Below are 23,780 nucleotides of genomic sequence, written 5' to 3' on the forward strand. Positions count from 1 at the left end.
AGTTGAAACCTACTGTGATGCCGATGATTTCTGTCAGAGACATATCAAACATTGGTAACGCATACTGCCAGAAATCACAGAAAGCAATTTTATAGGGGTTATTTTATTTTTAGATTTAATTTCTATATGTTTTGCTGATTTATATGGCGGGCTAGCTTTAAACGTATTTAGAAAAAATAAAGTAGGATTTGGGTGGCAGCCTTACCAGCCACATCCCGGCACACAAATCACACGCTGTGGCTGCTCCCTTCCGGGCCTGACCAAATTCACCTGCTATTGTTGCGAGAGGACCAATAAGACCACCATAGTGGGTCTTGTTAGACGCGGGGCAGATTATCGCTATTTTATCTGCCCAGTACAAGGATAAATTGACAATTCACGTTCAACTGCACAGTTATCGCTCAACTTGTTGCTCTGGAGGCAATTCTTGCTTAATGAGTTTAAGTGCTGCTTTGAGTTTTTTCAGATTTCTTGGCCCCATCCGCAACAGCTGTTTTTGCGCGGCGGGAAGTTGTTCCCATTCTGAATAAGCAAACTTGTAAGTCACCGATTGGGCAATTAAGGGTACATTACCTGTGACAACCGGTGTTGCCAATATCAAATCAATCGCTTCTCGCATCGTCCCTGTGAATGATTTATCTGGATAACCTATTTCTTGATATGCCTCATCAAACAACACGCTATATTGTTGATAAAGTGCTACAGCTTGCTTTGGTGGGATCTGTACAAATAAATCCACATAAGGGTCGTAGCGTTGATAACTTTGCGGCGAAATTGTGAGGATATCCTCTTCAATCGCAGTAAAGGGCTCTAAAGGTTTAATAAATGGTGTATGTTTTTGTGCTAACTTGCCTTGTGCAAGGTTATCGACAAAGACCACCACACGACGAACAATGTCATCATTGACAATCAAGTTCAGTAATTGCGGAGTATAAAATTCGGTGAGCACTTGTTTGATCTTAATGTCACTTTCATCTAGTGGCGGAATGATTATCGCAGGAACGTCGATCGAAACGTTAGGTTCAGCGGCCTGCGGAGCTTCCATTTTTGTGTATTCAGGTAAAGAATTCGATTCGTCTTTATTTTCTACGATCTGTTTTTCAGGGACTGGTGGCTCAATGATTGCCTCATTCGGGGCTACACTATGAGTTAATTGTGCCGCCTGTTGCTGCATGCTTAAATAAAGGTTAACACTTGCAAAAATCAGCACTGCTAAAACGGCAACTAAAGCTAAACTATAGAAGGTACGTTTTGTTGTTGTAGTCTGGTTAGTTTCTGACATCATGTACTCACAAGAAAAGTAATTTCTTTTTAATTCAACATCTTCTAAATTAAAAACAATAAAAGAGATAGTCAACAATAACTATGTATAAAAATCACTCACACACAGCAAGCCAACATACTGCCCTACTGTTAACGGGTGGGGGTGCTCGCGCAGCTTATCAAGTTGGTGTTTTAAAAGCTATAGCCAGCACCCTGCCTCGCAACTCTCCCTCTCCTTTTAAGATTATAAATGGTACTTCGGCAGGGGCAATTAATGCGACAGCCTTATCTTGTTACGCATCTTGCTTTCATCTGGGTGTCAAAAAATTAGAATGGGTCTGGCGTAATTTCAGTACAAATCAGGTTTATCGTACCGACTTCATCACTGTTTTTGGTCATATTATTGGTAATATGTTATCAAGTTTTCAATCTGATTATATTAACCATCCGCCTGCCAGTTTGTTTGATAACGAACCTCTGAGAGGTCTGTTAAAGCATGTACTTGATTTACAAAGGATAGACCGCAACATTAGTTTAGGGCACCTCAAAGCCTTATCAATTACAGCGTCAAGTTACTCAAGTGGCGATTCGGTGGCATTTTTTCAGGCCAATAACATTCTCCCTTGGCAACGCGCTAAGCGCAGAGGTGAGAATACGACTATAAATATTGAGCATTTAATGGCATCAAGTGCCATTCCTATGGTGTTTCCCAGTATAAAAATACGTAAAGGGTACTTTGGCGATGGGTCAATCCACCAACACGCACCATTAAGCCCGCCTATCCACCTTGGGGCAAATAAAATTTTTATCATTGGTGTCGATCAACCCAGCGATACTAAATATTTTGGCTTTCAACCACAGTATCCAGGTATTTCAACGATTGCAGGTCACTTACTTGATACTATTTTTTCTGATACTTTACGCGCTGATATTGAACGTCTCGAGCGAGTCAATCGCACTGTTTCGCTTCTCCCCTCCAGAGAAAAGCATCAAGAGCTTAAGCGTGTTGAAACTTATGTAATTAACCCATCAGAAAATTTTAATGCCATTGCCAACCAGCATTATCAAGATTTGCCAATTGCAATCAAAACATTATTGAGAATGATAGGGGTCAAAAAACACTCAGAATCCAGTTTGGTGAGTTATTTGTTATTCGAAAAAGCTTATACCCGACATTTAATAGAAATAGGCTATAAAGATGGTTTAGCAAAGCAAGACGAAATTAAGCATTTTTTGTCGCTGCCTTAAAAGAAGATGAGTATAACCAACGCAGTACTCTAGCCTCCTTCGAGTAGATAACGCTCAATACGTTCAACTTGCCTTGGTTTTCCTCGAATAATCAATATGTCTTGTGCAATGAGGACGGTATCGGCCGTTGGGTGTTCAATTTCATTGTCATCCCGTCTTAGTCCCATTACTTCGACGCGGCGTTTTTCAATATTGAGTTCACCTAATGATTTATTCACGGCAAATGCATCATCGGTGATAGCAATTGCATGCATATACTCTAAGCGACCAATCGCTTGTGCACTCAAGTCAGTATTTTCACCGGGGAAATAACCATGCAAGATCCCATATCTGTTTTTACGCTCTTGCTGCACTCGTCTTAAAATACGCATCACCGGCACGCCCGACATAAACAAAACATGAGATACCAGCATTAAACTCGCTTCAAGTGATTCGGGCACCACCTCAGTCACACCTGCGTCTTTTAGTTCAGTTAAGTGTTGATCGTCTCGCATTCTGACCAGTATTTTCACATCATCTGATAATTGTCTGATCACACTGACAATGCTCATGGCCTTGTTATAATCGGCAAACGTGATAATCACTAAGCGACTTTTTGATACTTGCGCAGCATTCAAAATATCTTTTTGGCGGACATGGCCAAATTGCACATTTTCACCTGCAGCTTGTGCTTCTCTGACTCTGATAGGATCAATATCAAGGGCAATGTACGGAATTGCTTCTGTTTTTAAAAACCTCGCGACTGTTTGTCCAACACGACCAAAACCACAAATCACCACATGATTACTCAAACTTGATGAAAAAGTCGGAGCTGCATGATAAGTATCAGAAGATGAACTCCCTCGTGACAACTTTTTGGCAAGGCTCTGATTATGATCGATTAGATAAGGTGTAAGCGCCATTGATAACACCCCAATAGAAATTAACAACGATGCATAAGACGATTCGATTAATTGATGCTGTAACGCCAGCGCAATCAACACAAAACCAAACTCGCCCATCTGACACAACATTAAGCCAGCCGACCAAGCATCTCTCGTCGTTTCACCCATTGCATGGGCGACTTGTTTAATTAAAATAGTTTTGCCTAAAATTAAACCGACAACAGCTAAGATTATCCAATAAGCGTTATACACCACATATGCCATATCTAGCTGCATGCCCACAGTGACAAAAAATAAGCCCATCAATATATCGCGAAAAGGCCGAATATCGGCTTCTAACTGATGCCGATATTGGCTTTCGCCTAACATAATTCCTGCCAGAAATGCCCCTAATGCCATGGATAAGCCAAACACATGCGTCAAACCCGCTGCAAATAAAGTCACCAGCAAAGTCGTTAATACAAATAATTCATCAGTTCGCAGTTGTGCAACTTCATTAAATAACCTAGGTAGTAACCACTTACCTACAGCCCACAGCAAGGCACACACAAAGGCCCCTTTCGTTAATGCCAAAGCTAACGCCAACAGTAAGTTCTGTTCTGTCCCCCCACCAAGTAAGGGAATGGCAATCAGTAAGGGCACAACAGCAATATCTTGAAACAGCAAAATACCTATCGCCAGCTGCCCTCGGCGCGTATGAAGCTCTCCGGATTCGCTCAATTGCTTAACCACAATTGCGGTAGAAGACAACGCTAGCAAGGTACCAATACTAAAAGCTGTCGGAAAATCAGCGTTATAAAATAAGACAACCGCGATGATGACACCGGATGTAATCAGCACTTGAGCTGTGCCGATCCCAAAAACTATGTGCCGCATCGCCATTAGCTTAGGTATTGAAAACTCTAACCCTAAACTAAATAGTAAAAAGACGATTCCAAACTCAGCGACTAAATGGATTTCTTGATAATCATTGATCCAGCCCAACGCATGAGGACCCGCTAATACGCCGGCACTCAAGTACGCTAAAATAGGTGGTAAATTTAGCCGCTTAAAAAGCCAAACTAAGACAACAGCAATAGCAAGTAAGCTAAATATCTCACTAAAAATCCCCTGCAATTGACTCTCCTCGCGATTCAGCTTTCATTCAGAGCTGTTTTTATATGTTGTTATTACTTACTCGAAATACCTTAACCCCTGCACACATGCCGATCCCATTGGGGTCACGTTAAAAAGTTGACACTTAAAAACAAAGGTACGCATTAAATATAGCAAGCAATTGTTTTAATTCTAGTTTCAAAATTTGGTATCAATTTTGCTTAATTTAGGTCAGAAATAATGTTGTAAGGACTTAATTGTGGAAAATGTACATGTATTAGCACAACGAGCATCTAGCCGAGGTGATTTTTTGCCCCTTTCGGCCGATCTTTACCGCCCTAATACCATAGAGCAAGCGCATAATTTAGTATCGCAATTGCAAAAAACATTAGAGCTAAACAAAATTATTAATATTTTTTCAATAGAAGCAGCAAAAATTCTGCCAGTCTTGAGCTTGCAATTTCACTGCACTGAAGGTGTGGTCGAAATGTCAGGCTCAAAACGTAAAGGGCAAACAGTCGCCTTTGATCTTGAGGTTGATGAAGAACGATTAGGCCAGTTAATTTATTTCACCAAGCAACCTATTACGTCGTTAATTAAAGAGCAACTTCAAAAGCTGCATACTGTGCTGGTTTACCCACTGCGCAATGCTTTGTTATTCCATCGCGTCAAAAAACTAGCGACAAAAGATGCCTTAACAGGATTAGGCAACCGAAGTCATTTTGATGACAGTCTCAATCGTAAGCTTGAGCGCACTCGTCGCCATCATCGTAGCTTTGGGTTGATGCTACTCGACTTAGATAACTTTAAAACCGTCAACGATGATCACGGTCATCAAGTCGGTGATCAAGTACTACGCCGCTTTTCAGATCTTTTGGGATTCAGCGTCCGTGGAACAGACACCATTTTCCGATTTGGTGGGGATGAATTCGCAATTTTAGTCGATGATGATAATAAATCTGTTTCAAACATCTTAGCAAAACGTATTCAAGGAGCTGTGCATAAAGACTTGTTGCTTAGCCAGCACAAAGTAACAACGAGTATTGGTTTTACACTCGCACAAACCAAAGACGATAACGCAATGATTTTTGAACGGGCCGATAAAGCGTTATATAAAGCTAAAAATAACGGCCGAGATTGTAGCTTCGCAATTTAAGTCAACCTCAGCATTATTTCATTTAAAAAGAGTCTTCGTTAGGCTCTTTTTTGATATTGCCCAACAATCACCAGCACCACAGAAAGCGCGCAGAAATAACCTATCACCAATTCTGCAAGCGCTAAAAAAGTGGGTAATTGAGCAAATATTATTAATAACAAAGGGCAAATTAACGCGAGCACAAAGAAAACGCCCCCTTTTCCTTTCCAATACAATAATAAAAACGCAGCACACAAGGCACCTGCGGTACCACTTAACAACAGCAAGGCTGTTGTCAAACCTTCAGTCAATAGGATCACACCCAACAAACTCATTGTTAATAAACAGCCAAAGTGAGCTTGAGCGATAATGGACTGTCCAACTTGCGCAGAATTTTTCATGTTCTAATTTCTCTTTGCATCATCAATGATCCACTTACCACCCTCAGATGATTGATGTAATTCACTGATAAAATAACCAACAATTTGCACTAGCTCGTGATTGTAAAAGATGAGTGGCACTCTGTCGCGCTGCCAACTGGGCACTTTGACATCTTTTAGCCAATGTTTCACTGTATTACGGCCTGGCTTATTGCTTGGTTTAATCAAGGCTTTCATATTGGCAAACTGTACGCTCACCACTTCGTGAGGAAAAGCTGCGCGAATACCCTGACCTTGTAGCCAGTGTAACGTGCGACCATCAGCTAAGTTATGCTGGTTTGTAGCAAGACTCTGATCCGCTAATTCGGCTTCTGGACGAACTAAATATAACTTCTGATTATACCGTCGCAATAAACCATGACTTAACTTAATCGTCAGGCTGGCATCTGTTTTTGTGCTCGAGAGCTGCGAAAAAACTTGCTCGGTGAGCGCTTTTGATGGCATCAAAAAATCATATTGATTAAGCCAATAGCGAAACACATTCCGTTGACGGATGTCACTGAGGTTCAGTAAGGCATTAATACTTAGCTCATGCCCATCAGCCACATCGGCATAGTCCGATGCAGAGATCTCATCAATTAACTGCTGCTGTTCAGATAACAACTGCGCACTGCGTGCGACGCAGTGATCGAATCCGGTAAAACGTTGATTTAATAATGGTAAAATTTGGTGACGTAAAAAGTTGCGATCAAAGGCTATATCGGCGTTTGATTCATCTTCTATATGCTGCAACGAATACTGCTTACAAAATGCTTCAATGTCATTACGAGATGTATGCAAAAATGGGCGAATTAACCGCCTGCCATCAACAAAAGGAGTTTCCATAGCCATCGCCGACAACCCAGCTAAACCTGAACCTCTTTTCAAATGCAGAAAAAACGTTTCGACCTGATCATCTTGATGCTGACCCAATAAAATGATGCTGTCTGGATCTGTATGTGTTGCAAAGGCTTGGTAGCGTTGCTCACGCGCTATCGCTTCAAGGGACTGGCGATTTTTACGTACTACATCAACTTGCTGACAGATAAAAGGCACATTAAGGCGCTGGCAAGTATCTTGACAAAACTGCTGCCAAATCATCGCGTGCTCACTCAAACCATGATTTACATGCAATGCTTTAATTGATAGCTCGGGCAGTTGCAACTGGCACTCAGCGACAATATGCAGCAGCACAATCGAGTCTACCCCACCCGATAACGCAACCGTAACAGAGCCCTTCAACGTGCGAAGCTGTGCAAAGACTGTTTGATATAAATAATGGGAACGCATACAAAAAAGCCGCTTAACGCGGCCCTTTCAACTTAACAGTAACCAAAGGACATTAGTCTTTGGTAACGTTGGTCAAGCATTTCTTCGGTACTGAGCTCTTGCAGCTCAGATAAGTCACGCTTGATTTGTGCTTTAAGTGATTTAGCAATCGCATCATAATTACGATGCGCGCCACCTAATGGCTCTTCGATAATCGAATTAATTAAATCAAGCTCTTTCACACGCTGAGCTGTTACGCCCATCGCTTCTGCAGCTAATGGTGCTTTATCAGCACTTTTCCACAAAATAGACGCACAACCCTCAGGAGAAATAACCGAGTATGTGCTGTATTGCAACATGTTCACACGGTCACCCACACCAATAGCTAACGCACCACCCGAACCACCTTCACCAATAACAGTACAGATAGTCGGCACTTTTAATGATGCCATTACTTTTAAGTTACGCGCTATCGCTTCACTTTGACCACGTTCTTCAGCGCCCACACCCGGGTAAGCACCTGGAGTGTCAATAAATGTAATGATTGGCATGTTAAAACGCTCAGCCATTTCCATCAAACGTAACGCTTTGCGGTACCCTTCTGGCTTTGGCATACCAAAATTACGTTTAATTTTCTCAGCAGTGTCACGACCTTTTTGTTGACCAATTACCATCACTGGCTGACCATCTAAGCGAGCAATACCACCTAAAATAGCCGGATCATTGGCGAAAGTACGATCACCTGCGAGTTCATCAAACTCGGTAAAAATACGATTAATATAATCACGGGTATAAGGACGTAACGGATGACGAGCAAGTTGTGACACTTGCCATGCACCTAAACCAGAGAAGATTTTTTCAGTCAGTTCAACGCTCTTTTCTTTCAAGCGATTCACTTCATCTTCAAGGCCCAAGTCCAACGACCCTGTACGACCAACATTTTTCAGTTCTTCAATTTTCGCTTCTAGTTCTGCAACTGGAAGCTCAAAGTCCAGATAATTGAGACTCATGCTCTAAACTACCTAATTAATTAGTTAAATTCTAAATCGATACGCTGCGTCACCAAACGAGTAAGATTTGCCAGCAAATCATCACTCGGTGTCACACACCATTCTGTTCCTAACGACAACTCTGCAGCTATATCAGGTCGTTCGTATAATACTTTTATTGGGCATGTACCATATTTATATGGTTCAAGAACGTTTTGCAACTTTTCAAAGAAGTTAACATCAACATCTTGCATCTTTACTTTCATTATTATGCTACGAATGCGCTTTTCTCGCACAGATTCGATGGTCGACACATCCCGAGCGGTCATTGTAATACCACCAGAGAAGTTATCAAAGCTGACCTGTCCTGATATTACCAATATATTGTTGTTTTGCAGCAATTCTTGGTAAGTTTCGAACTGTTCGGGGAAAAAACGCACATCCATTCGCGCACTTTTATCATCTAAAGTAATTAATCCCCATCGTTTACCTTTTTTATTAATTAATACCCGAGTACTGATCACAAGCCCAGCAACAGTCGCCATGACCTCTCGCTCTGTGGGCTGCACATCAATTAAACGCCCCGCGGTATAATTTTTTAACTCTTTACGATATTGATTAATAGGATGACCCGTTAGGTATAGACCTAATGTTTCGCGCTCCCCTTCCAACCATTCTTTATCGGTGAAATATGGCGCATGAACAAACTCTTGTTGCACATCATCTGATTCTGCGGCCAATAAACCAAACAAGTCTGACTGGCCAATAGCCTCAGCTTTATGGTGTTGTTCCGCTGATTTCATTGCATCTTTGAGACTCGCAATAAGAATCGAACGGGCACCTTGTTTTTTCTCAGGTCCTAAACTATCAAGGGCACCAGCCATAATCAACTTTTCTGCTACACGACGGTTCACACGTTTTAAATCAACGCGCGCACAAAAATCGAATAAATCTTTAAAGTGCCCACCTTTTTGTCTGGCTTCTAAAATAGCTTCGACAGGCGCTTCACCGACCCCTTTAATCGCACCAATTCCATAGACAATCGCCCCCTCGAGGTTAACTGCAAACTTGTATTCGCCAAAATTGACATCGGGCGGTAACAAGGTCAATTTCATGTTTTCACACTCATCGACTAAGGTCACGATTTTATCTGTATTATCCATATCAGCTGACATAACCGCAGCCATAAACTCAGCAGGATAATGGGTTTTCATCCAAAGCGTTTGATACGATACTAAGGCATAAGCTGCAGAGTGTGATTTATTAAATCCATAACCCGCAAATTTTTCTACTAAGTCGAAGATTTTCATTGATAATGGCCCATCTACACCATTATCAATCGAGCCAGTTTCAAACGTTGAACGCTGTTTGGCCATTTCTTCTGGTTTTTTCTTACCCATAGCACGACGAAGTAAGTCAGCACCACCCAAACTATACCCAGCAAGAACCTGAGCAATCTGCATGACCTGTTCTTGATACAGGATGATCCCGTAAGTTGGTTCTAAAATTGGCGCGAGACTTTCATGCTGATATTGCGCATCTGGATAAGACACTTCTTCTCGACCATGTTTTCGGTCAATGAAGTTATCAACCATGCCTGATTGCAAAGGCCCGGGGCGAAACAGGGCAACCAGTGCAATCATATCTTCAAAGCAGTCAGGTTTTAAACGTCGAACTAAGTCCTTCATACCGCGAGATTCGAGCTGGAAAACAGCGGTCGTTTCTGCACGAAGTAACAGCTCAAAACTTTTTGGATCATCAAGGGGGATTAAGGCGATATCGATGTGCTCTTTTTGCTCTCGATCAAGGCGAGCGTTGGCCATATCAACTGCCCACTGCAAAATAGTGAGAGTCCGTAATCCCAAGAAATCGAATTTGACTAACCCTGCGGTTTCCACATCATTTTTATCAAATTGTGTGACAGGAAACTTTCCTTCGTCATCACAATAAAGAGCGGCGAAATCGGTAATAGTTGTGGGCGAGATTACAACGCCCCCAGCATGTTTACCGGCGTTTCGAGTACAGCCTTCGAGAATACGGCATTTATCAATGAGCTCTTTTACTTCATCGTCGCTTTCATAGACTTCAGGAAGACGCGGCTCCACCTCGAATGCTTTTTCGAGCGTCATACCAGGATCGCCCGGCACTAATTTAGAAATCCGGTCAACAAATCCATAAGGATGACCCAGCACCCGTCCAACATCACGAATAACCGCTTTGGCTGCCATTGTCCCGAAAGTGATGATCTGAGACACCGCATCACGGCCATACAGTGCCGCAACATGGTCAATTACCTCATCACGGCGATCCATACAAAAATCGATATCAAAATCGGGCATTGAAACACGTTCAGGGTTCAAGAAACGTTCGAATAGTAAGTCAAATTGTAACGGATCGAGATCGGTAATTTTAAGCGCATAGGCAACTAACGAACCCGCACCCGAACCACGGCCTGGGCCCACAGGAATGTTGTTATCTTTACTCCACTGGATGAATTCCATTACGATCAAGAAATAACCAGGAAACCCCATTTGGTTAATAACATCGAGTTCAATCTTGAGTCGTTCATCATACTCAATACGCTGCTCTACGCGTTTAACCGGATCAGGAAAGAGTATTTGTAACCGTTCTTCTAAGCCATCTTGAGAGACTTTGACCAAAAAGTCTTCGATGCTCAAGCTGCCAGTGGGGTAATCGGGTAAGAAATACGTCCCCAATTGAATAGTGACATTACAGCGTTTAGCAATCTCAACACTGTTTGCAAGCGCTTCAGGAATATCACTAAAAATTTCCTGCATTTGCGCTTCGGTTTTAAAGTACTGCTGCTCAGAGAAACGTTTAGGGCGACGTTTATCATCTAAGGTAAAACCATCATGAATTGCGACTCGAATTTCATGTGGTTCAAAGTCATCAGGCGAAAGAAACACCACTTCATTAGTGGCAACAACTGGAATACCTGTTGTATAAGAATGAGCAACCGCTTTATGAAGGTATTCTTCTTCTAAAGCACGCTCTGTTCGAACTAGCTCTAAAAAATAATGATCAGCAAAATGCAGTTGGTAAAACTCGCTAACACTGTCAATCAGTCCTTGATTACCTTTAAGAAGCGCTTTGCCTAAGTCACCGTCTTTTGCGCCTGACAGAAGAATAAGCCCTTCTTTTAATTCAGCTAACCACTCTCTTTCGACCATAGGCCGATGCATGATATGACCACGCTGGTAAGCTTTCGAAATTAATAATGTCAGGTTTTTATAGCCTTGGTTATTCTTTGCCAGCACTGTCATGCGGCATACTTCGTCTTCAAATTCAGGGCTACGTAACCAGATATCAGCTGCAACAATCGGTTTAATCCCTTCACCATGGGTCGCGCCATAAAAACGCACAAGTCCACATAAGTTCATTTGATCTGAAATAGCAATCGCAGGCATTTGAAGCTCTGCCGCTTTAGCGACTATCTTTTTTGTTTTTGCTAATCCATCGACCATGGAAAAGTCACTGTGGACTCTTAAATGAACAAAGCTCGGTTGTGGCATGGTGTCCTCATTGCTGGTGAATCGTTTTTTACTGACTATTCAATTTTTCTTATTTTGCTAATAGCGCACTAACAGGCTTAAAGCTTTTACGATGATAGGGAGTCACGCCATGTTCAGCTAAAGCTGCTAAATGCGCTTTAGTTGGGTAACCTTTATGCCCAGCAAATCCATATTGAGGCAATTGTGCATCCAGAGCAATCATCTCATCATCTCTGGCTACTTTGGCTAAAATTGACGCGGCGCTAATTTGTGCAACCAAACTATCCCCTTTTACCACTGCTTGGGCTGGAACAGACAAGTCAGGTAAGCGATTGCCATCTACAAATACAAATTCAGCTGGAATACTCAAGCCTTCAACCGCTCGTTTCATGGCTAACATGGTGGCATGCAAAATGTTTAGTTCATCTATCTCTGCCACACTTGCACGGGCAATACAATAACACAGCGCTTTTTCTTTAATTTCAATGGCAAGGGCTTGGCGTTTTTTATCCGTTAATTTTTTAGAATCAGCTAAACCTGCTATTGGTTTAGCTGGGTCTAAAATCACGGCAGCTGTGACGACATCACCCACTAAAGGGCCCCGACCTACTTCATCAACACCGGCTATGTAGGTATAGTCAGGGTATTCAATTTGCATTTATTAACTCCAATACTGCTTGTGCGGCCTTTTCACTGGCATTACAACGTATTGCTTGGTGAATATCGGTAAATTGCTGGATCAATTGCAGATTATCACTCGTCAACAAGGGATACAAAGCATGCTCTAACGCGTGTGGATGGCAATCATTTTGCAATAACTCAGTGACCAATGGCGCATCGGCTAGCAAGTTTGGCAATGAAAAATATTTAATCGTGAAATTAAAAAACGTGTTGTAAACCCAATAAGACGTAGGTTTTAATTTGTATCCCACCACCATGGGCTTCTTGTACAACATGGTTTCAAGCGTAGCGGTACCCGAGGCCAACAACACCGCATTCGCGCTTTTAATTGCCATATCGGCTTGACCATCTAATAAAAAAAGAGCCAAATTTGGTGAGGTTCTTGTGGCAATTTCTTTAAATTGTTGTTTTCTAGCATCATTGACCAGTGGCACCACAACTTTGAGGTTAGGTATTTTTTCTGCCAGCAAATTGGCTGTTTCGAGGTAACACTCGCTCAACAACCCGACTTCTGAACTACGACTGCCAGGCAATAACGCCAATACAACATCATCATCAGAAAGTGATAATTGCTTTCGAGCCGCCTGCTGATCATGCTCAAGAGCAATATCATCCGCTAATGTATGCCCAACAAATTGACACGGCACATCATGTTTATCATAAAAAGCTTTTTCAAAGGGTAATAAAGAGAGTACTAAGTTAGTGGCTGCCGCAATTTTAAAAATTCGCTTTGGTCGCCATGCCCACACAGAAGGGCTGACATACTGGACTGTAGTGATGCCCGCGTTTTTTAGCGCTAACTCAACGCGTAGATTAAAATCAGGGGCATCTATACCGATGAATACATCGGGTGGATTATCGATAAAATGCTGAATAATTTGCTTTTTGATACTGAGTAAGCGAGGTAAGCGGCCTAGCACTTCAAATAAACCCATTACAGCGAGCTCTTCCATATCGAAAATACTCTGACAACCTAAAGCTTTCATTTTAGGTCCTGCAATGCCCTCAAAAGTGACATTTGGATGTTGTGCTTGTATGGCTGAGATTAAACCGGCACCTAAAATATCGCCGGAGTGTTCCCCGGCGATAATTCCTACTCTAAGTGGTTTGGCCATACTTATCGTAAGATCCCACGCTCAGATTGACTGACAAAATCGATCATGGTTTGCACTGACGCATATTGCTTAGCATCTTCTGCCATCTCAGCAAGTGCTTGCTCTAAAGATAACGATTTACGATACAAGGTTTTGTAAGCGCGGCGTGTTGCCATGACTTCTTCTGGAGAAAAACCTCGACGTTTCATACCTTCGGTATTAATTGCCACAGGACCCGCGGGTGTACCAATCGTTGTTACAAATGGTGGGACATCTTTATTAACACCAGAATACATGCCAACAAATGCATGGTCGCCAACTTTACAAAATTGATGTACACCTGAGTTACCGGCTAAAATAACCCAGTCACCGATATGGACATGACCTGCAACACTGGCATTATTAGCAAAGATAACATTACTGCCAATCATCGCATCATGCGCGACATGGGTATAGGCCATAAACAAATTATTACTACCGATTTGTGTTAACCCTTGATCTTGAATCGTACCACGATGGATGGTGGCACATTCTCGAATGACATTGTTATCGCCAATAACTAACCGTGTTGGTTCATTATTGTATTTCTTGTCTTGGCATGCTTCACCTACAGAGGCAAATTGGAAGATATGATTGCCCGAACCAATTACAGATGGGCCTTTAATTACTACATGCGATTCGATGATATTGTTATCACCTATCACAACATCATTACCTATATAAGTCCAAGGACCAATAGAGACATTTTCACCAATTTGAGCACCGGGCTCGATTATCGCAGACGGATGGATCACTATTAAAACTCTCTTCTAGCACACATTAATTCAGCAGAACACACAACTTTTCCGTCAACTTTTGCTTCGCCATAAAACTTCCATATGTTGCGACGTTCTTTCACAAATTCAACATGAAGGTGCATTGTATCACCAGGATAAACAGGCTGTTTAAAGCGTGCGTTATCAATGGCTGCGAACAAGTATAGCTCATTTTCGCTGGTATTTTTCGCCGTTTTAAAACCAAGCAGACCCGTTGCTTGGGCAAGTGCTTCTAAGATTAAAACACCAGGAAAAATCGGCTGGTTTGGAAAATGACCAGTAAAAATCGGCTCATTTATCGATACATTTTTAATTGCATGTAATGATTTACCAACTTCATAATCTAATACTCGATCGACTAACAGCATTGGATAGCGATGGGGTAATAACTTGGTGATCTCTTGGATATCAAAGCTGTTTAATTCATTAGCCAAAACGCAGATCCTTTCTATGATTTATTGTCAATAAAAGACGCAAATTGCGACTCTAATTGTTTAATTTTTTGATTCATATCGCCAATATGACGAAATTGAGCAATTTGCTTACGCCATTCTTTATTATTAGCGTGTGGTAAACCTGATGAATAGACACCCGGCTCTGTAACTGATTTTGTAACCATAGTCATGCCAGTAAAAATAACACCGTCACAAACTTCAATATGGCCATTAATGCCACACAAACCTGCAATCTGGCAGTATTTTCCGATGGTCGTGCTGCCTGCGATCACACTACATGCCGCAATTGCAGTTCCTTCACCAATGATGACATTGTGTGCAAGGTGCACCATATTATCGATAATGACATTCGAGTGAATTTCAGTATTTTCAATCGCCCCGCGGTCAATCGCCGTATTTGCGCCTATTTCGACTTTATCACCAATGATCACCGAACCAACTTGGGGTATTTTCACCCATTGACCCTGCTCATTAGCAAATCCGAACCCATCCGAGCCAATAACCGCACCCGAATGGAAAATACATGATTGACCAATAACTACATCATGATAAATCGATACATTAGCCCACAGTTTCGTGCCAGCGCCAATTTTAGCTCCGCGACCAATAAAACAACCTGGGCCAATTTCAACGTTATCAGCAATTTCTGCCCCAGCTTCAATGACCACATTGGCTGCAATCGCCGCTGATGCACTCACCCTTGCTGAGTCTGAAATAACCGCTGATGGGTGCACACCCGAGGCACAATGAGGAGTAGTGTCCATCAATTGCGCTAAACGCGCATATGCAACATAGGGATTGGTCACCACCACTTTATTACCGGTGAAATAGTCACTATCAGCTTCAGTGAGGATAACCGCTTCAGCAGCGGTTGAATCTAACTGTTTGCGGTATTTTTTTTGAGCCAAGAAGCTGATTTCATTTGCTGCGGCTTTATCTAAGCTGGCAATATGCGTTATCTCAATATTGCCATCTCCGATTAGCGTGCCATCTAAATGTTCCGCTATTTGCGCTAATGTATATCTTTGCATTACTTTAATTTACTAACTCTTTCAATAACTTTATCTGATAAATCAGGCACTTTAGCAGAATCAATGTAAATAATAGTATCTTTACGTTTTACTTCATCAATTTTAGAAGCCTTTGCTTCTTGTTCAATCGCTTGCATTACAAGCGCTTGTACTTTTGCTAACTCTTGGTTTTGACGCATTTTGATTTCTTGCTCAAGTGGACGTGCTTGCTCAGCAAAATCTTGTTGCATCTTTTGGATCTTTTCTTTTAACGCGTCTTGTTGTGCTTTACTCATAGTGGCACTTTCACGTTGAAATTTTTCAGCTTCAAAACGGATATCACCTTGAAGCTTTTCAATCGCTTGACGACGATCTGCGAATTCAGTTTTTAAAGATTGCTCAACAGCTGCCATTTGCGGTAATTGGGTAAAAATTTGCTGCATATCAACAATTGCCACTTTATGTGCAAGTGCTGCTGATGATGCGCCCATTAATAGAGTCGCTAAAATTGACATCGCTGTAGTTTTAATTGTTTTAGTCACAATAATACTCCTTTAGAAAGTGTTTGCTATGTTGAAGCTAATGGTCTTAGTTTTATCGTCTTCTTCTTTTTGCAACGGATATGCAAAACTAATTAACATTGGCCCCATAGGTGAAATCCATTGAATTGATAAACCGGTTGAAACCCTAAAACGGCTTGCATCCGAGTAATCTGCTAATTTAGCGCGTTGATCAGGTGATAAATTCGAAAATTTATCAACATCAAATTCTGTATCCCAAACATTGGCAGCATCAACAAATAAGCTTGTTCTGACAGAGCCACTGTTGTCATCATCTAAAAACGGTGTAGGCACAATCATTTCCATACCTGCCATTGCTTTCGCATTACCCCCAATTCGACCAGCTAATTGAATTTGGTCAAACTGAGGATCGCCACCGATACCACCCGTCGAGCCATCTCCACCTGGTGTGCCTGGCAATAACTGCGGGCTACGTACAACCGCACGTGGTAAAATCGTATTACGGTCAAAACCACGTAATTCTTGTTCTTGAATTCGGAAGAATTCTTGCACAGGTAAAACTTGGTCATAGCCATTAGTCTCACCATAGCCATTACCGTAACCTATCGCTGCACGTGATAAGAATGCCCATTTATGATCATTACTTATTGGCCAATAGAATTTAGTATCAAAGTTCACTTTAAAATACGTTAAATCTGAATTTGGCGTGGTTGCTTTCAAGCTCAATACTTGACGCGAGCCATCGGTCGGGAACAAACCACGATTTCGTGTATCGCGTTGCCAAGCCGCACTGAGTTCAAATTTAGTAAACTCAAAACCAGCATCTGGATCTTCTGGGTCGAGGAAAGTTTCACGCATAATACGGGTTTGTTCGTATTCTGATAACTCAGACAGCGCTTCTTCACTCCAAGTAACACCAAAGTTCAAGCGGTTATTGGCATTAATTGGGAAACCAATGTTTGTGCCTAGACCATATGTTTTACTTTTATAATCAATCAAAGAGAGCTTACTTGCATCGTAGTTACGGTAAAAAATACTGCTACCATGACTGATCCCATCTGGAGTGAAGTAAGGGTCCGTATACGATAAGTTTACTTGTTCAGAACCTGCAGAGGTGTTGACGTTAAACGCCACTTGGTTACCACTACCTAGGAAGTTCGATTCACTGATCCCAAAGTTAAACTGAATGCCGTAATAAGAGCCATAAGCCAAACCAGCATTAAAGCTACCAGCAGATTGTTCTTTAACCGTAAAATCAACATCAACTTGATCTTCAATGCCTGGCACTGGAGTGACATTAAAATCGACCGTTTCCATATACATCAGACGTTGGATTTGAATTTTCGAGCGCTCAAGAGACTGATTTGATAACCATGCGCCTTCGAGCTGAGTCATTTCCCGGCGTACAACATGATCTGCTGTGTTTTCATTACCCGACAAATTGATACGGCGCACATAAATACGCTTACCTGGATTGACTGATAAGGTCAGTTTGACCTCTTTATTTTCTTCATCAACCTCTGGAATCGTTCTCACTTCAGCGTTAGCGTAACCAAAACGTGCTAGGTAACTTTTAATGAACTCTTCTGATGATGTGACCACTGAGCCGTTATAAAGCTCACCAGCACGCAATGGGATCACAGCTCGAATTAACTCTTCTCGGTCAAGTAAATCACCAATAAAGTCAAACTCTTTTACTGTGTATTGCTCGCCTTCGGTCATATTAACCGTGACATACACTGATTCTTTTTCAGGACTAACTGAAACTTGTGTCGAATCAATATTGAATTTCAGATAACCACGATCAAGGTAGTAACTTCTGATTTTTTCTAAATCACCTTGGATCGTTTGTTTTTGATAACGGTCATTGGCCATGAAATCCCACCAAGGAAGATCTTGCTGCGATTCCACTTGCAGCATTAGTTCTTCATCTGAGAATAACTCATTACCAACCAAGTTAATTTGACGAATCGATGCCGCATCACCTTCTTTGAAGTTTAGTTTCAACTTCACACGGTTACGTGGCAACTTAGTAATCGTGACATCAATGTTGGCATTGTATTTACCAATGCCATGAAAAAATTCGATTAAGCCTTTTTCAACCCCGTCGACAACGGTTCTATCTAACGGCTCTCCGACCATAATATTTTGACGTTGCAAAGATTCATTAAGCTGCTCATCTTTAATATCTTTATTGCCTTCAAACTCAATAGCGCTGATTGTCGGTCTTTCTTTTACTTTAAAGATGATTTTCTCACCATCGCGATAAGCCGCAATATTGTCAAAGTGACCTGACTTATAAAGTGCTTTGATGGTTTTTGAAATCGTATAATTATCAATGTTATCGCCAATATTAATTGGGATATGTGTTAACGCAGCACCGAGTGCTACACGCTGAAGGCCTTCAACTTTTAAATCTTCTACGATAAAGGATTCTTGGCCACAGGCAAAAAAGCTCGCCCCTAATAAACCCGTTACAGCCAAATGTTTTTTTATAGCCATGTTATTATCTTATGTCCTTTACAACCGCATAAAATCATTGAACAGCGCAAGGCCGGTCAACAATAATAGGATCAACGCACCGATCCTAAAACCTAATTCTTGTGTCTTTTCAGAGACTGGTTTTTTTGTGATAAGTTCAATTAGGTAATACATTAAATGCCCGCCATCTAAAATAGGCAAGGGTAAAAGATTAAAAACACCTAAATTGACGCTTATCAAGGCTAAAAAGCTTAAAAAAGCAACTAAACCATAACTAACGCTACTACCAGCCCCCACTGCAATTCCGATTGGGCCACTTAAATTTTGAACAGAAACCTGACCTGTCAGCAAGTTACCGATCATTTCGAAGCTTAAAGCAATCATTTGCCATGTTTTGGCGAAACCTTGACCAATTGCATCGATAGGCCCAAATTGTCTGCTGCTAATATACCCTTCTGGCCACGCTTCTACCACAGGTAAAACACCTAAATACCCTTGCGAGAAACCATCTTTGGTTGGTTTATTATGAGGCACCACAGGTAAATTCATCGCTTGCTGATTACGCATAATGGTAAATAACAAACTTTTATCAGCAGAGTTTTGAATTATCGCCACTAACTGCTCCCAAGTTTCGATTTTTACACCATCAACTAAATGAATGGTATCTCCCACCAAGAGACCCGCTTGCTCGGCAGCAGAATTATCAGTGACTTGCGCTAAAGTCAGTTGAACTTGGGGTCGAAATGGCACAATCCCCACTGAGTGCAAAGGCGAAATAGCATCGGCTTCCAGCGTCCACCCAGTTAAATTTAACGATTTAGTTTGCGTACCATTGATACCGTTAACTTCGACAGGTACTTGCGCTTCGCCCATGTTTTGCATCAAAGCAAAAGTAGCTTCGCGCCAATCGTGAATTGTTTCATCGCCAATTTTGGTGATGGTTTGATCGGCTTGTAAGCCAGCTACTTGCGCACGACTATTGTTTTGAACATCACCAATCACAGGAACAATGCTTTTTACACCCACCATATACATGATGGCTAACGCAGCAATGGCAAACAAAAAGTTAGCCATTGGACCCGCGGCAACGATTGCTATTTTGGCGTAAATCGACTTGCCATTGAATGATAAATGCTTTTTATCTTCAGGCACGGTATCAACCCGCTCATCAAGCATTTTGACATAACCGCCTAAAGGGATCGCAGCAATCACATATTCAGTGCCTAATTTGTCATAACGGCGAAATAACACTTTGCCAAAGCCAATTGAAAAGCGCTCAACAAATACACCATTTTTTCTTGCCACCCAAAAGTGCCCATACTCATGGACGGTCACCAAAATACCCAATGCCAAGATAAACGAGGCGAGGTTCCAAATAAATTCGAACATTAATTCGCACCTTGTTTAATTCGTTGCTCAGCCACTCGTCTTGCCTCGGCATCAATCGCGATGATTTGTTCAAGCGATGTAGGCTCATCCAATTTTATCTGATTGAGTGTTTCGTAGTTAATCCGATAGATGTCAGTAAATCGTATGGTACCCGTTAAAAAAGCTGCCACCGCAATTTCGTTTGCAGCATTGACGATTGTGGTTGCAGCTTGACCGATATCGCATGCTGAGATTGCTAATTGTAAATTAGGGTAACGTGCATAATCAGGCTTACAAAAGCTAAACTGAGCCAGACTGCTAAAGTCTAAAGGCTCCACCCCAGCATCAATTCGTTTTGGAAAAGCGAGCGCATGAGCGATGGGCGTGCGCATATCAGGATTGCCCATTTGCGCTATCACCGAGCCATCTCGATATTGCACCATGGAGTGGATAATACTCTGAGGATGAATAATCACCTCAATATCTGAAGCTTGGCAATTAAACATCCATTTTGCTTCAATAAACTCTAACCCTTTGTTCATCATGGTGGCTGAATCCACCGAGATTTTTTGCCCCATCGACCAATTAGGATGGGCCACCGCTTCTTGAACCGTCACATCAGGCAAGGTCGATAAAGCGCGCTCTAAAAATGGCCCGCCAGAGCCTGTTAGCAATATTTTACTCACCCCAAGCTGGGATAATGCCTGCTCATAACAAGGAGTCTGCTCATTAAACGGGAGCGCTTGAAATATCGCATTATGCTCAGAGTCTATCGGCAGCAAGACAGCTTTATGCTGTTTCACCTTCTCAATAAAAAGTTGCCCAGACATCACTAAGGCTTCTTTATTGGCTAACAATATTTTTTTACTCGCCTCTACCGCAGCTAGTGTTGGTGCTAAACCTGCCGCCCCAACAATGGCTGCCATAACGACTGTCACATCCGTGCTACTGGCCACATCACAAAGCGCCTGTGGACCAAATAACACTTCAGTCGTACCGCCGTGAAGTTTCAAGTTACGAGTTAACTCTGCAGCCGTTGCTTCATCAGCCATAACGGCATAACGAGGTGAGAATGCTAAACACTGCGTCAGCATTAACTGATGATTATGATGAGCCGTTAAAGCATAAACGCTCACATCTGGGTTACGACTGATCACATCAAGCGTGCTTACACCAATCGACCCTGTTGAGCCTAAAATACAAATTCGCTGCTGTTGACCAGAGTGGATCATATTGTTAAAGCCCACGCATAACAGGCCACAAAAATTGGTGCCGCTGCAGTTAAACTATCAATACGATCTAATATCCCACCATGACCTGGTAAGCAAGAGCCACTGTCTTTGAGACCGGCTTCACGTTTGAACATGCTTTCAAGTAAGTCACCAATAGCCGAAAATAAGGCAATGAAAATAGTTAAAAATGCATAAACAAACCATTTGTCATGAGGCACATTTGCATAGTGACAAAATGCGATGGTGAACACAGTACTGGCAATCAAGCCACCTAACAGTCCTTCAATGGTTTTGTTTGGACTCACATTGGGCATTAATTTGTGTCTACCTAAATTTTTTCCTGCGAAGAACGCTCCAATATCAGCACTCCAGACAATTCCAAGTACAGCCATGATCAACATAGAACCAAATAATGTTGACTCATCATACTGAGCACTGCGCAATGTGTTTAACGCCAACCAAAGCGGCACTAAAGTCAGCACCCCCGCAATTGCACGCATGGCAATGCCTTTATTCCATCCTTTTGCTGCCTTAGGGTAAGACCATACTAAACATGTTGCGACAAGCCACCAAGCCACAGACAAGGTAAAGACATAATTGACATCACTGGCTAATTGCCCATGCTGCCAAAGTTGGTTGATGGGCCAAAAAACATTGAGTACCGCCAACATTGCAGCCATCATACCGACGTACCCTAAACGAGATTTAACATTGCTCAAGCCCATGAATGCAGACCACTCCCAAGCGCCTAGCAACACAATCCCGGCTGCGAAGTAACTAAATAACATTAAGGGTGTATAAAAAACCAGCGCTAGAGCCGCTGGAGCTAACACCAAAGAGGTGAGAATACGTTGTTTTAACAAACTTTATACCTTCAACTGGATCACTTAACTTGCGTTAATAATTGTTTTATTTGTTCGCCAGTGCAGCCAAACCTTCGTTCTCGACTTACATAACATGCTATTGCGTTGGCAAACGCTTCATCATCAAAATCTGGCCATAACGTGTCACAAAAATAAAGTTCTGCGTAGGCGGCTTGCCATAATAAAAAGTTACTTATACGTAAGTCTCCACCTGTTCGAATTAACAAATCCAGTGGCGGTTGCTCTGCCATAGTAATATGTTCCGATAGAACTTCTTCGGTGATATCACTACTTTGCAAGTTACCTTGTTCAACTTCTACAGCCAGTTTTTGTGCTGCTTGAACAATATCCCATCGACCGCCGTAATTAGCCGCGATGTTTAAACATAATCCTTGGTTATCTTTCGTCAACGTTTGTGCTTCAAAAACACGCTGTTGTAACTTATCGGAAAAACGCGAAAGATCACCAATAATTTGTAATTTGACATTATTCTTATGTAGCTTTTTAACTTCTTTTGTTAGAACTAACAAAAAAAGCTCCATCAACGTGCTGACTTCATCGGCTGGACGACGCCAATTTTCGCTACTAAATGCAAACAAGGTTAGTGATTTAATGCCTAAATTGGTACAAAACTGAACAGAACGCCTGACCGATTCAACACCCTTTTTATGACCAAACACGCGAGGTTTACCTCTATTTTGCGCCCATCGGCCATTACCATCCATGATAATCGCAATGTGTTTTGGTAAAGATTGTTGACTCACAGTCTCTGAACTTAAAATCATCGAGCTTTGTACTTCCTCATAAAAAAACGCCGTCTAGTATATCCTAGGCGGCGTTTTTTGACTAACAGTTTAGTCGCTTAGATTTCCATCAACTCCGCTTCTTTAGCGGTCAGTTTAACGTCAATTTCTTTGATAAATTGGTCAGTAAGCTTTTGCACTGCGTCTTCACTTTGACGTTGTTCATCTTCTGAAATCTCTTTGTCTTTCAGAAGTGCTTTCACATCAGCATTAGCATCACGACGGATATTACGTACAGCTACACGGCCTGATTCTGCTTCAGCACGAACCACTTTGATTAAATCTTTACGACGCTCTTCCGTTAACGGAGGAAGTGGAACACGAATAACCGTACCCGCTGACATAGGGTTTAAGCCTAAATCTGACGCGTGAATTGCTTTTTCAACTGCTTGAGCAAGTGACTTGTCAAAGACAGAAATAGCAAGGGTACGAGAATCTTCAACGCTAACGTTGGCGACTTGATTAAGTGGCGTATCTGCACCGTAATAAGAAACTTTTAAACCATCAAGTAAACTCGGGTGAGCACGGCCAGTACGGATTTTTGATAATTGGCTTACCAGTGCGTCAACACTTTTTTGCATGCGTACTGCAGCATCTTTTTGAATTTCGCTAATCACAATGAATCTTCCTAATCTATTTTTTA

At 41.9% G+C, this 23,780-nt stretch carries 20 protein-coding genes and 1 other RNA gene; 2 read left to right on the top strand and 19 right to left on the bottom strand.

All coding sequences use genetic code 11. The annotated features are described in order from the left end of the window. Positions 1-199: 199 nt before the first annotated feature. Positions 200-296: signal recognition particle sRNA small type (gene ffs, locus PULV_RS08710), an RNA gene on the bottom strand. 98 nt (positions 297-394) lie between these two features. Beyond that, complete coding sequence (locus PULV_RS08715; RefSeq protein WP_193331486.1) at positions 395-1,285, bottom strand: DUF3014 domain-containing protein; 891 nt, start codon at positions 1,283-1,285, stop codon at positions 395-397. An 80-nt stretch (positions 1,286-1,365) separates the two neighbouring features. On the opposite strand from PULV_RS08715, the gene PULV_RS08720 reads away from it, so the two are divergent. Further along, a complete protein-coding gene (locus PULV_RS08720; RefSeq protein WP_086743698.1) occupies positions 1,366-2,511 on the top strand; it encodes a patatin-like phospholipase family protein in 1,146 nt (381 codons plus the stop codon). A gap of 29 nt (positions 2,512-2,540) precedes the next feature. Here the strand turns inward: PULV_RS08720 and PULV_RS08725 are convergent, their stop codons facing one another. Beyond that, positions 2,541-4,511 carry a monovalent cation:proton antiporter family protein gene (locus PULV_RS08725; RefSeq protein ID WP_086743699.1) on the bottom strand — a complete coding sequence of 657 codons (1,971 nt, stop codon included), beginning with the start codon at positions 4,509-4,511 and terminating at the stop codon, positions 2,541-2,543. Between the two features lie 238 nt (positions 4,512-4,749). Here PULV_RS08725 and PULV_RS08730 point away from each other — a divergent pair, with 238 nt between their 5' ends. Then, positions 4,750-5,646 carry a GGDEF domain-containing protein gene (locus tag PULV_RS08730; protein ID WP_086743700.1) on the top strand — a complete coding sequence of 299 codons (897 nt, stop codon included), beginning with the start codon at positions 4,750-4,752 and terminating at the stop codon, positions 5,644-5,646. Positions 5,647-5,684: 38 nt separating this feature from the next. On the opposite strand, the gene PULV_RS08735 is transcribed toward PULV_RS08730, so the two are convergent. The 16 genes from PULV_RS08735 to frr all read right to left on the bottom strand — a co-directional run bounded on the left by PULV_RS08735 (position 5,685) and on the right by frr (position 23,754). Further along, entirely contained in the window at positions 5,685-6,026 is a 342-nt protein-coding gene (locus tag PULV_RS08735) for a hypothetical protein (protein ID WP_086743701.1), read from the bottom strand. Positions 6,027-6,029: 3 nt separating this feature from the next. Further along, entirely contained in the window at positions 6,030-7,334 is a 1,305-nt protein-coding gene (tilS, locus tag PULV_RS08740) for a tRNA lysidine(34) synthetase TilS (RefSeq protein WP_193331487.1), read from the bottom strand. Positions 7,335-7,366: 32 nt separating this feature from the next. Then, positions 7,367-8,323, bottom strand: a complete 957-nt coding sequence (gene accA / locus PULV_RS08745; protein WP_086743703.1) for an acetyl-CoA carboxylase carboxyl transferase subunit alpha — start codon at positions 8,321-8,323, stop codon at positions 7,367-7,369. Positions 8,324-8,343: 20 nt separating this feature from the next. Then, positions 8,344-11,835, bottom strand: coding sequence for a DNA polymerase III subunit alpha (dnaE, locus tag PULV_RS08750; RefSeq protein WP_193331488.1), 3,492 nt, complete (start codon positions 11,833-11,835; stop codon positions 8,344-8,346). Positions 11,836-11,884: 49 nt separating this feature from the next. Further along, positions 11,885-12,472 carry a ribonuclease HII gene (gene rnhB / locus PULV_RS08755; protein WP_086743705.1) on the bottom strand — a complete coding sequence of 196 codons (588 nt, stop codon included), beginning with the start codon at positions 12,470-12,472 and terminating at the stop codon, positions 11,885-11,887. Further along, complete coding sequence (gene lpxB, locus PULV_RS08760) at positions 12,462-13,610, bottom strand: lipid-A-disaccharide synthase (protein WP_193331489.1); 1,149 nt, start codon at positions 13,608-13,610, stop codon at positions 12,462-12,464. Before lpxB ends, rnhB begins: the two co-directional genes overlap by 11 nt. 2 nt (positions 13,611-13,612) lie before the next feature. Continuing rightward, on the bottom strand, positions 13,613-14,383 hold the full coding sequence (lpxA, locus tag PULV_RS08765) for an acyl-ACP--UDP-N-acetylglucosamine O-acyltransferase (RefSeq protein ID WP_086743707.1): 771 nt from the start codon (positions 14,381-14,383) through the stop codon (positions 13,613-13,615). Positions 14,384-14,385: 2 nt separating this feature from the next. Further along, positions 14,386-14,838, bottom strand: coding sequence for a 3-hydroxyacyl-ACP dehydratase FabZ (gene fabZ, locus PULV_RS08770; protein ID WP_086743708.1), 453 nt, complete (start codon positions 14,836-14,838; stop codon positions 14,386-14,388). 14 nt (positions 14,839-14,852) lie between these two features. Beyond that, positions 14,853-15,890: a UDP-3-O-(3-hydroxymyristoyl)glucosamine N-acyltransferase gene (gene lpxD / locus PULV_RS08775; protein WP_086743709.1), complete on the bottom strand. Its 1,038-nt coding sequence runs from the start codon at positions 15,888-15,890 to the stop codon at positions 14,853-14,855. Beyond that, positions 15,890-16,411 carry an OmpH family outer membrane protein gene (locus tag PULV_RS08780; protein WP_086743710.1) on the bottom strand — a complete coding sequence of 174 codons (522 nt, stop codon included), beginning with the start codon at positions 16,409-16,411 and terminating at the stop codon, positions 15,890-15,892. Before PULV_RS08780 ends, lpxD begins: the two co-directional genes overlap by 1 nt. Positions 16,412-16,423: 12 nt before the next feature. After that, positions 16,424-18,892, bottom strand: coding sequence for an outer membrane protein assembly factor BamA (gene bamA, locus PULV_RS08785; protein WP_193331490.1), 2,469 nt, complete (start codon positions 18,890-18,892; stop codon positions 16,424-16,426). A gap of 18 nt (positions 18,893-18,910) precedes the next feature. Next, positions 18,911-20,260, bottom strand: a complete 1,350-nt coding sequence (gene rseP, locus PULV_RS08790) for a sigma E protease regulator RseP (RefSeq protein WP_193331491.1) — start codon at positions 20,258-20,260, stop codon at positions 18,911-18,913. Next, positions 20,260-21,471, bottom strand: coding sequence for a 1-deoxy-D-xylulose-5-phosphate reductoisomerase (gene ispC, locus PULV_RS08795; protein ID WP_193331492.1), 1,212 nt, complete (start codon positions 21,469-21,471; stop codon positions 20,260-20,262). The genes rseP and ispC overlap by 1 nt, the downstream gene beginning before the upstream one ends. Next, on the bottom strand, positions 21,468-22,334 hold the full coding sequence (locus PULV_RS08800) for a phosphatidate cytidylyltransferase (protein ID WP_086743713.1): 867 nt from the start codon (positions 22,332-22,334) through the stop codon (positions 21,468-21,470). Before PULV_RS08800 ends, ispC begins: the two co-directional genes overlap by 4 nt. Positions 22,335-22,354: 20 nt before the next feature. After that, positions 22,355-23,119: a polyprenyl diphosphate synthase gene (uppS, locus tag PULV_RS08805; protein ID WP_086743714.1), complete on the bottom strand. Its 765-nt coding sequence runs from the start codon at positions 23,117-23,119 to the stop codon at positions 22,355-22,357. 77 nt (positions 23,120-23,196) lie between these two features. Further along, entirely contained in the window at positions 23,197-23,754 is a 558-nt protein-coding gene (gene frr, locus PULV_RS08810) for a ribosome recycling factor (protein WP_086743715.1), read from the bottom strand. Positions 23,755-23,780 lie beyond the last annotated feature (26 nt).

Origin of the sequence: Pseudoalteromonas ulvae UL12, from assembly GCF_014925405.1 — a bacterium.
GTDB lineage: Bacteria > Pseudomonadota > Gammaproteobacteria > Enterobacterales > Alteromonadaceae > Pseudoalteromonas > Pseudoalteromonas ulvae.

Bases quoted from the DNA above. Each gene is read 5' to 3' on its own strand.
- PULV_RS08715 (WP_193331486.1), bottom strand. From the start codon at position 1,285: ATGATGTCAGAAACTAACCAGACTACAACAACAAAACGTACCTTCTAT.
- PULV_RS08720 (WP_086743698.1), top strand. From the start codon at position 1,366: ATGTATAAAAATCACTCACACACAGCAAGCCAACATACTGCCCTACTG.
- PULV_RS08735 (WP_086743701.1), bottom strand. From the start codon at position 6,026: ATGAAAAATTCTGCGCAAGTTGGACAGTCCATTATCGCTCAAGCTCAC.
- tilS (WP_193331487.1), bottom strand. From the start codon at position 7,334: ATGCGTTCCCATTATTTATATCAAACAGTCTTTGCACAGCTTCGCACG.
- accA (WP_086743703.1), bottom strand. From the start codon at position 8,323: ATGAGTCTCAATTATCTGGACTTTGAGCTTCCAGTTGCAGAACTAGAA.
- dnaE (WP_193331488.1), bottom strand. From the start codon at position 11,835: ATGCCACAACCGAGCTTTGTTCATTTAAGAGTCCACAGTGACTTTTCC.
- rnhB (WP_086743705.1), bottom strand. From the start codon at position 12,472: ATGCAAATTGAATACCCTGACTATACCTACATAGCCGGTGTTGATGAA.
- lpxB (WP_193331489.1), bottom strand. From the start codon at position 13,610: ATGGCCAAACCACTTAGAGTAGGAATTATCGCCGGGGAACACTCCGGC.
- lpxD (WP_086743709.1), bottom strand. From the start codon at position 15,890: ATGCAAAGATATACATTAGCGCAAATAGCGGAACATTTAGATGGCACG.
- bamA (WP_193331490.1), bottom strand. From the start codon at position 18,892: ATGGCTATAAAAAAACATTTGGCTGTAACGGGTTTATTAGGGGCGAGC.
- rseP (WP_193331491.1), bottom strand. From the start codon at position 20,260: ATGTTCGAATTTATTTGGAACCTCGCCTCGTTTATCTTGGCATTGGGT.
- ispC (WP_193331492.1), bottom strand. From the start codon at position 21,471: ATGATCCACTCTGGTCAACAGCAGCGAATTTGTATTTTAGGCTCAACA.
- uppS (WP_086743714.1), bottom strand. From the start codon at position 23,119: ATGATTTTAAGTTCAGAGACTGTGAGTCAACAATCTTTACCAAAACAC.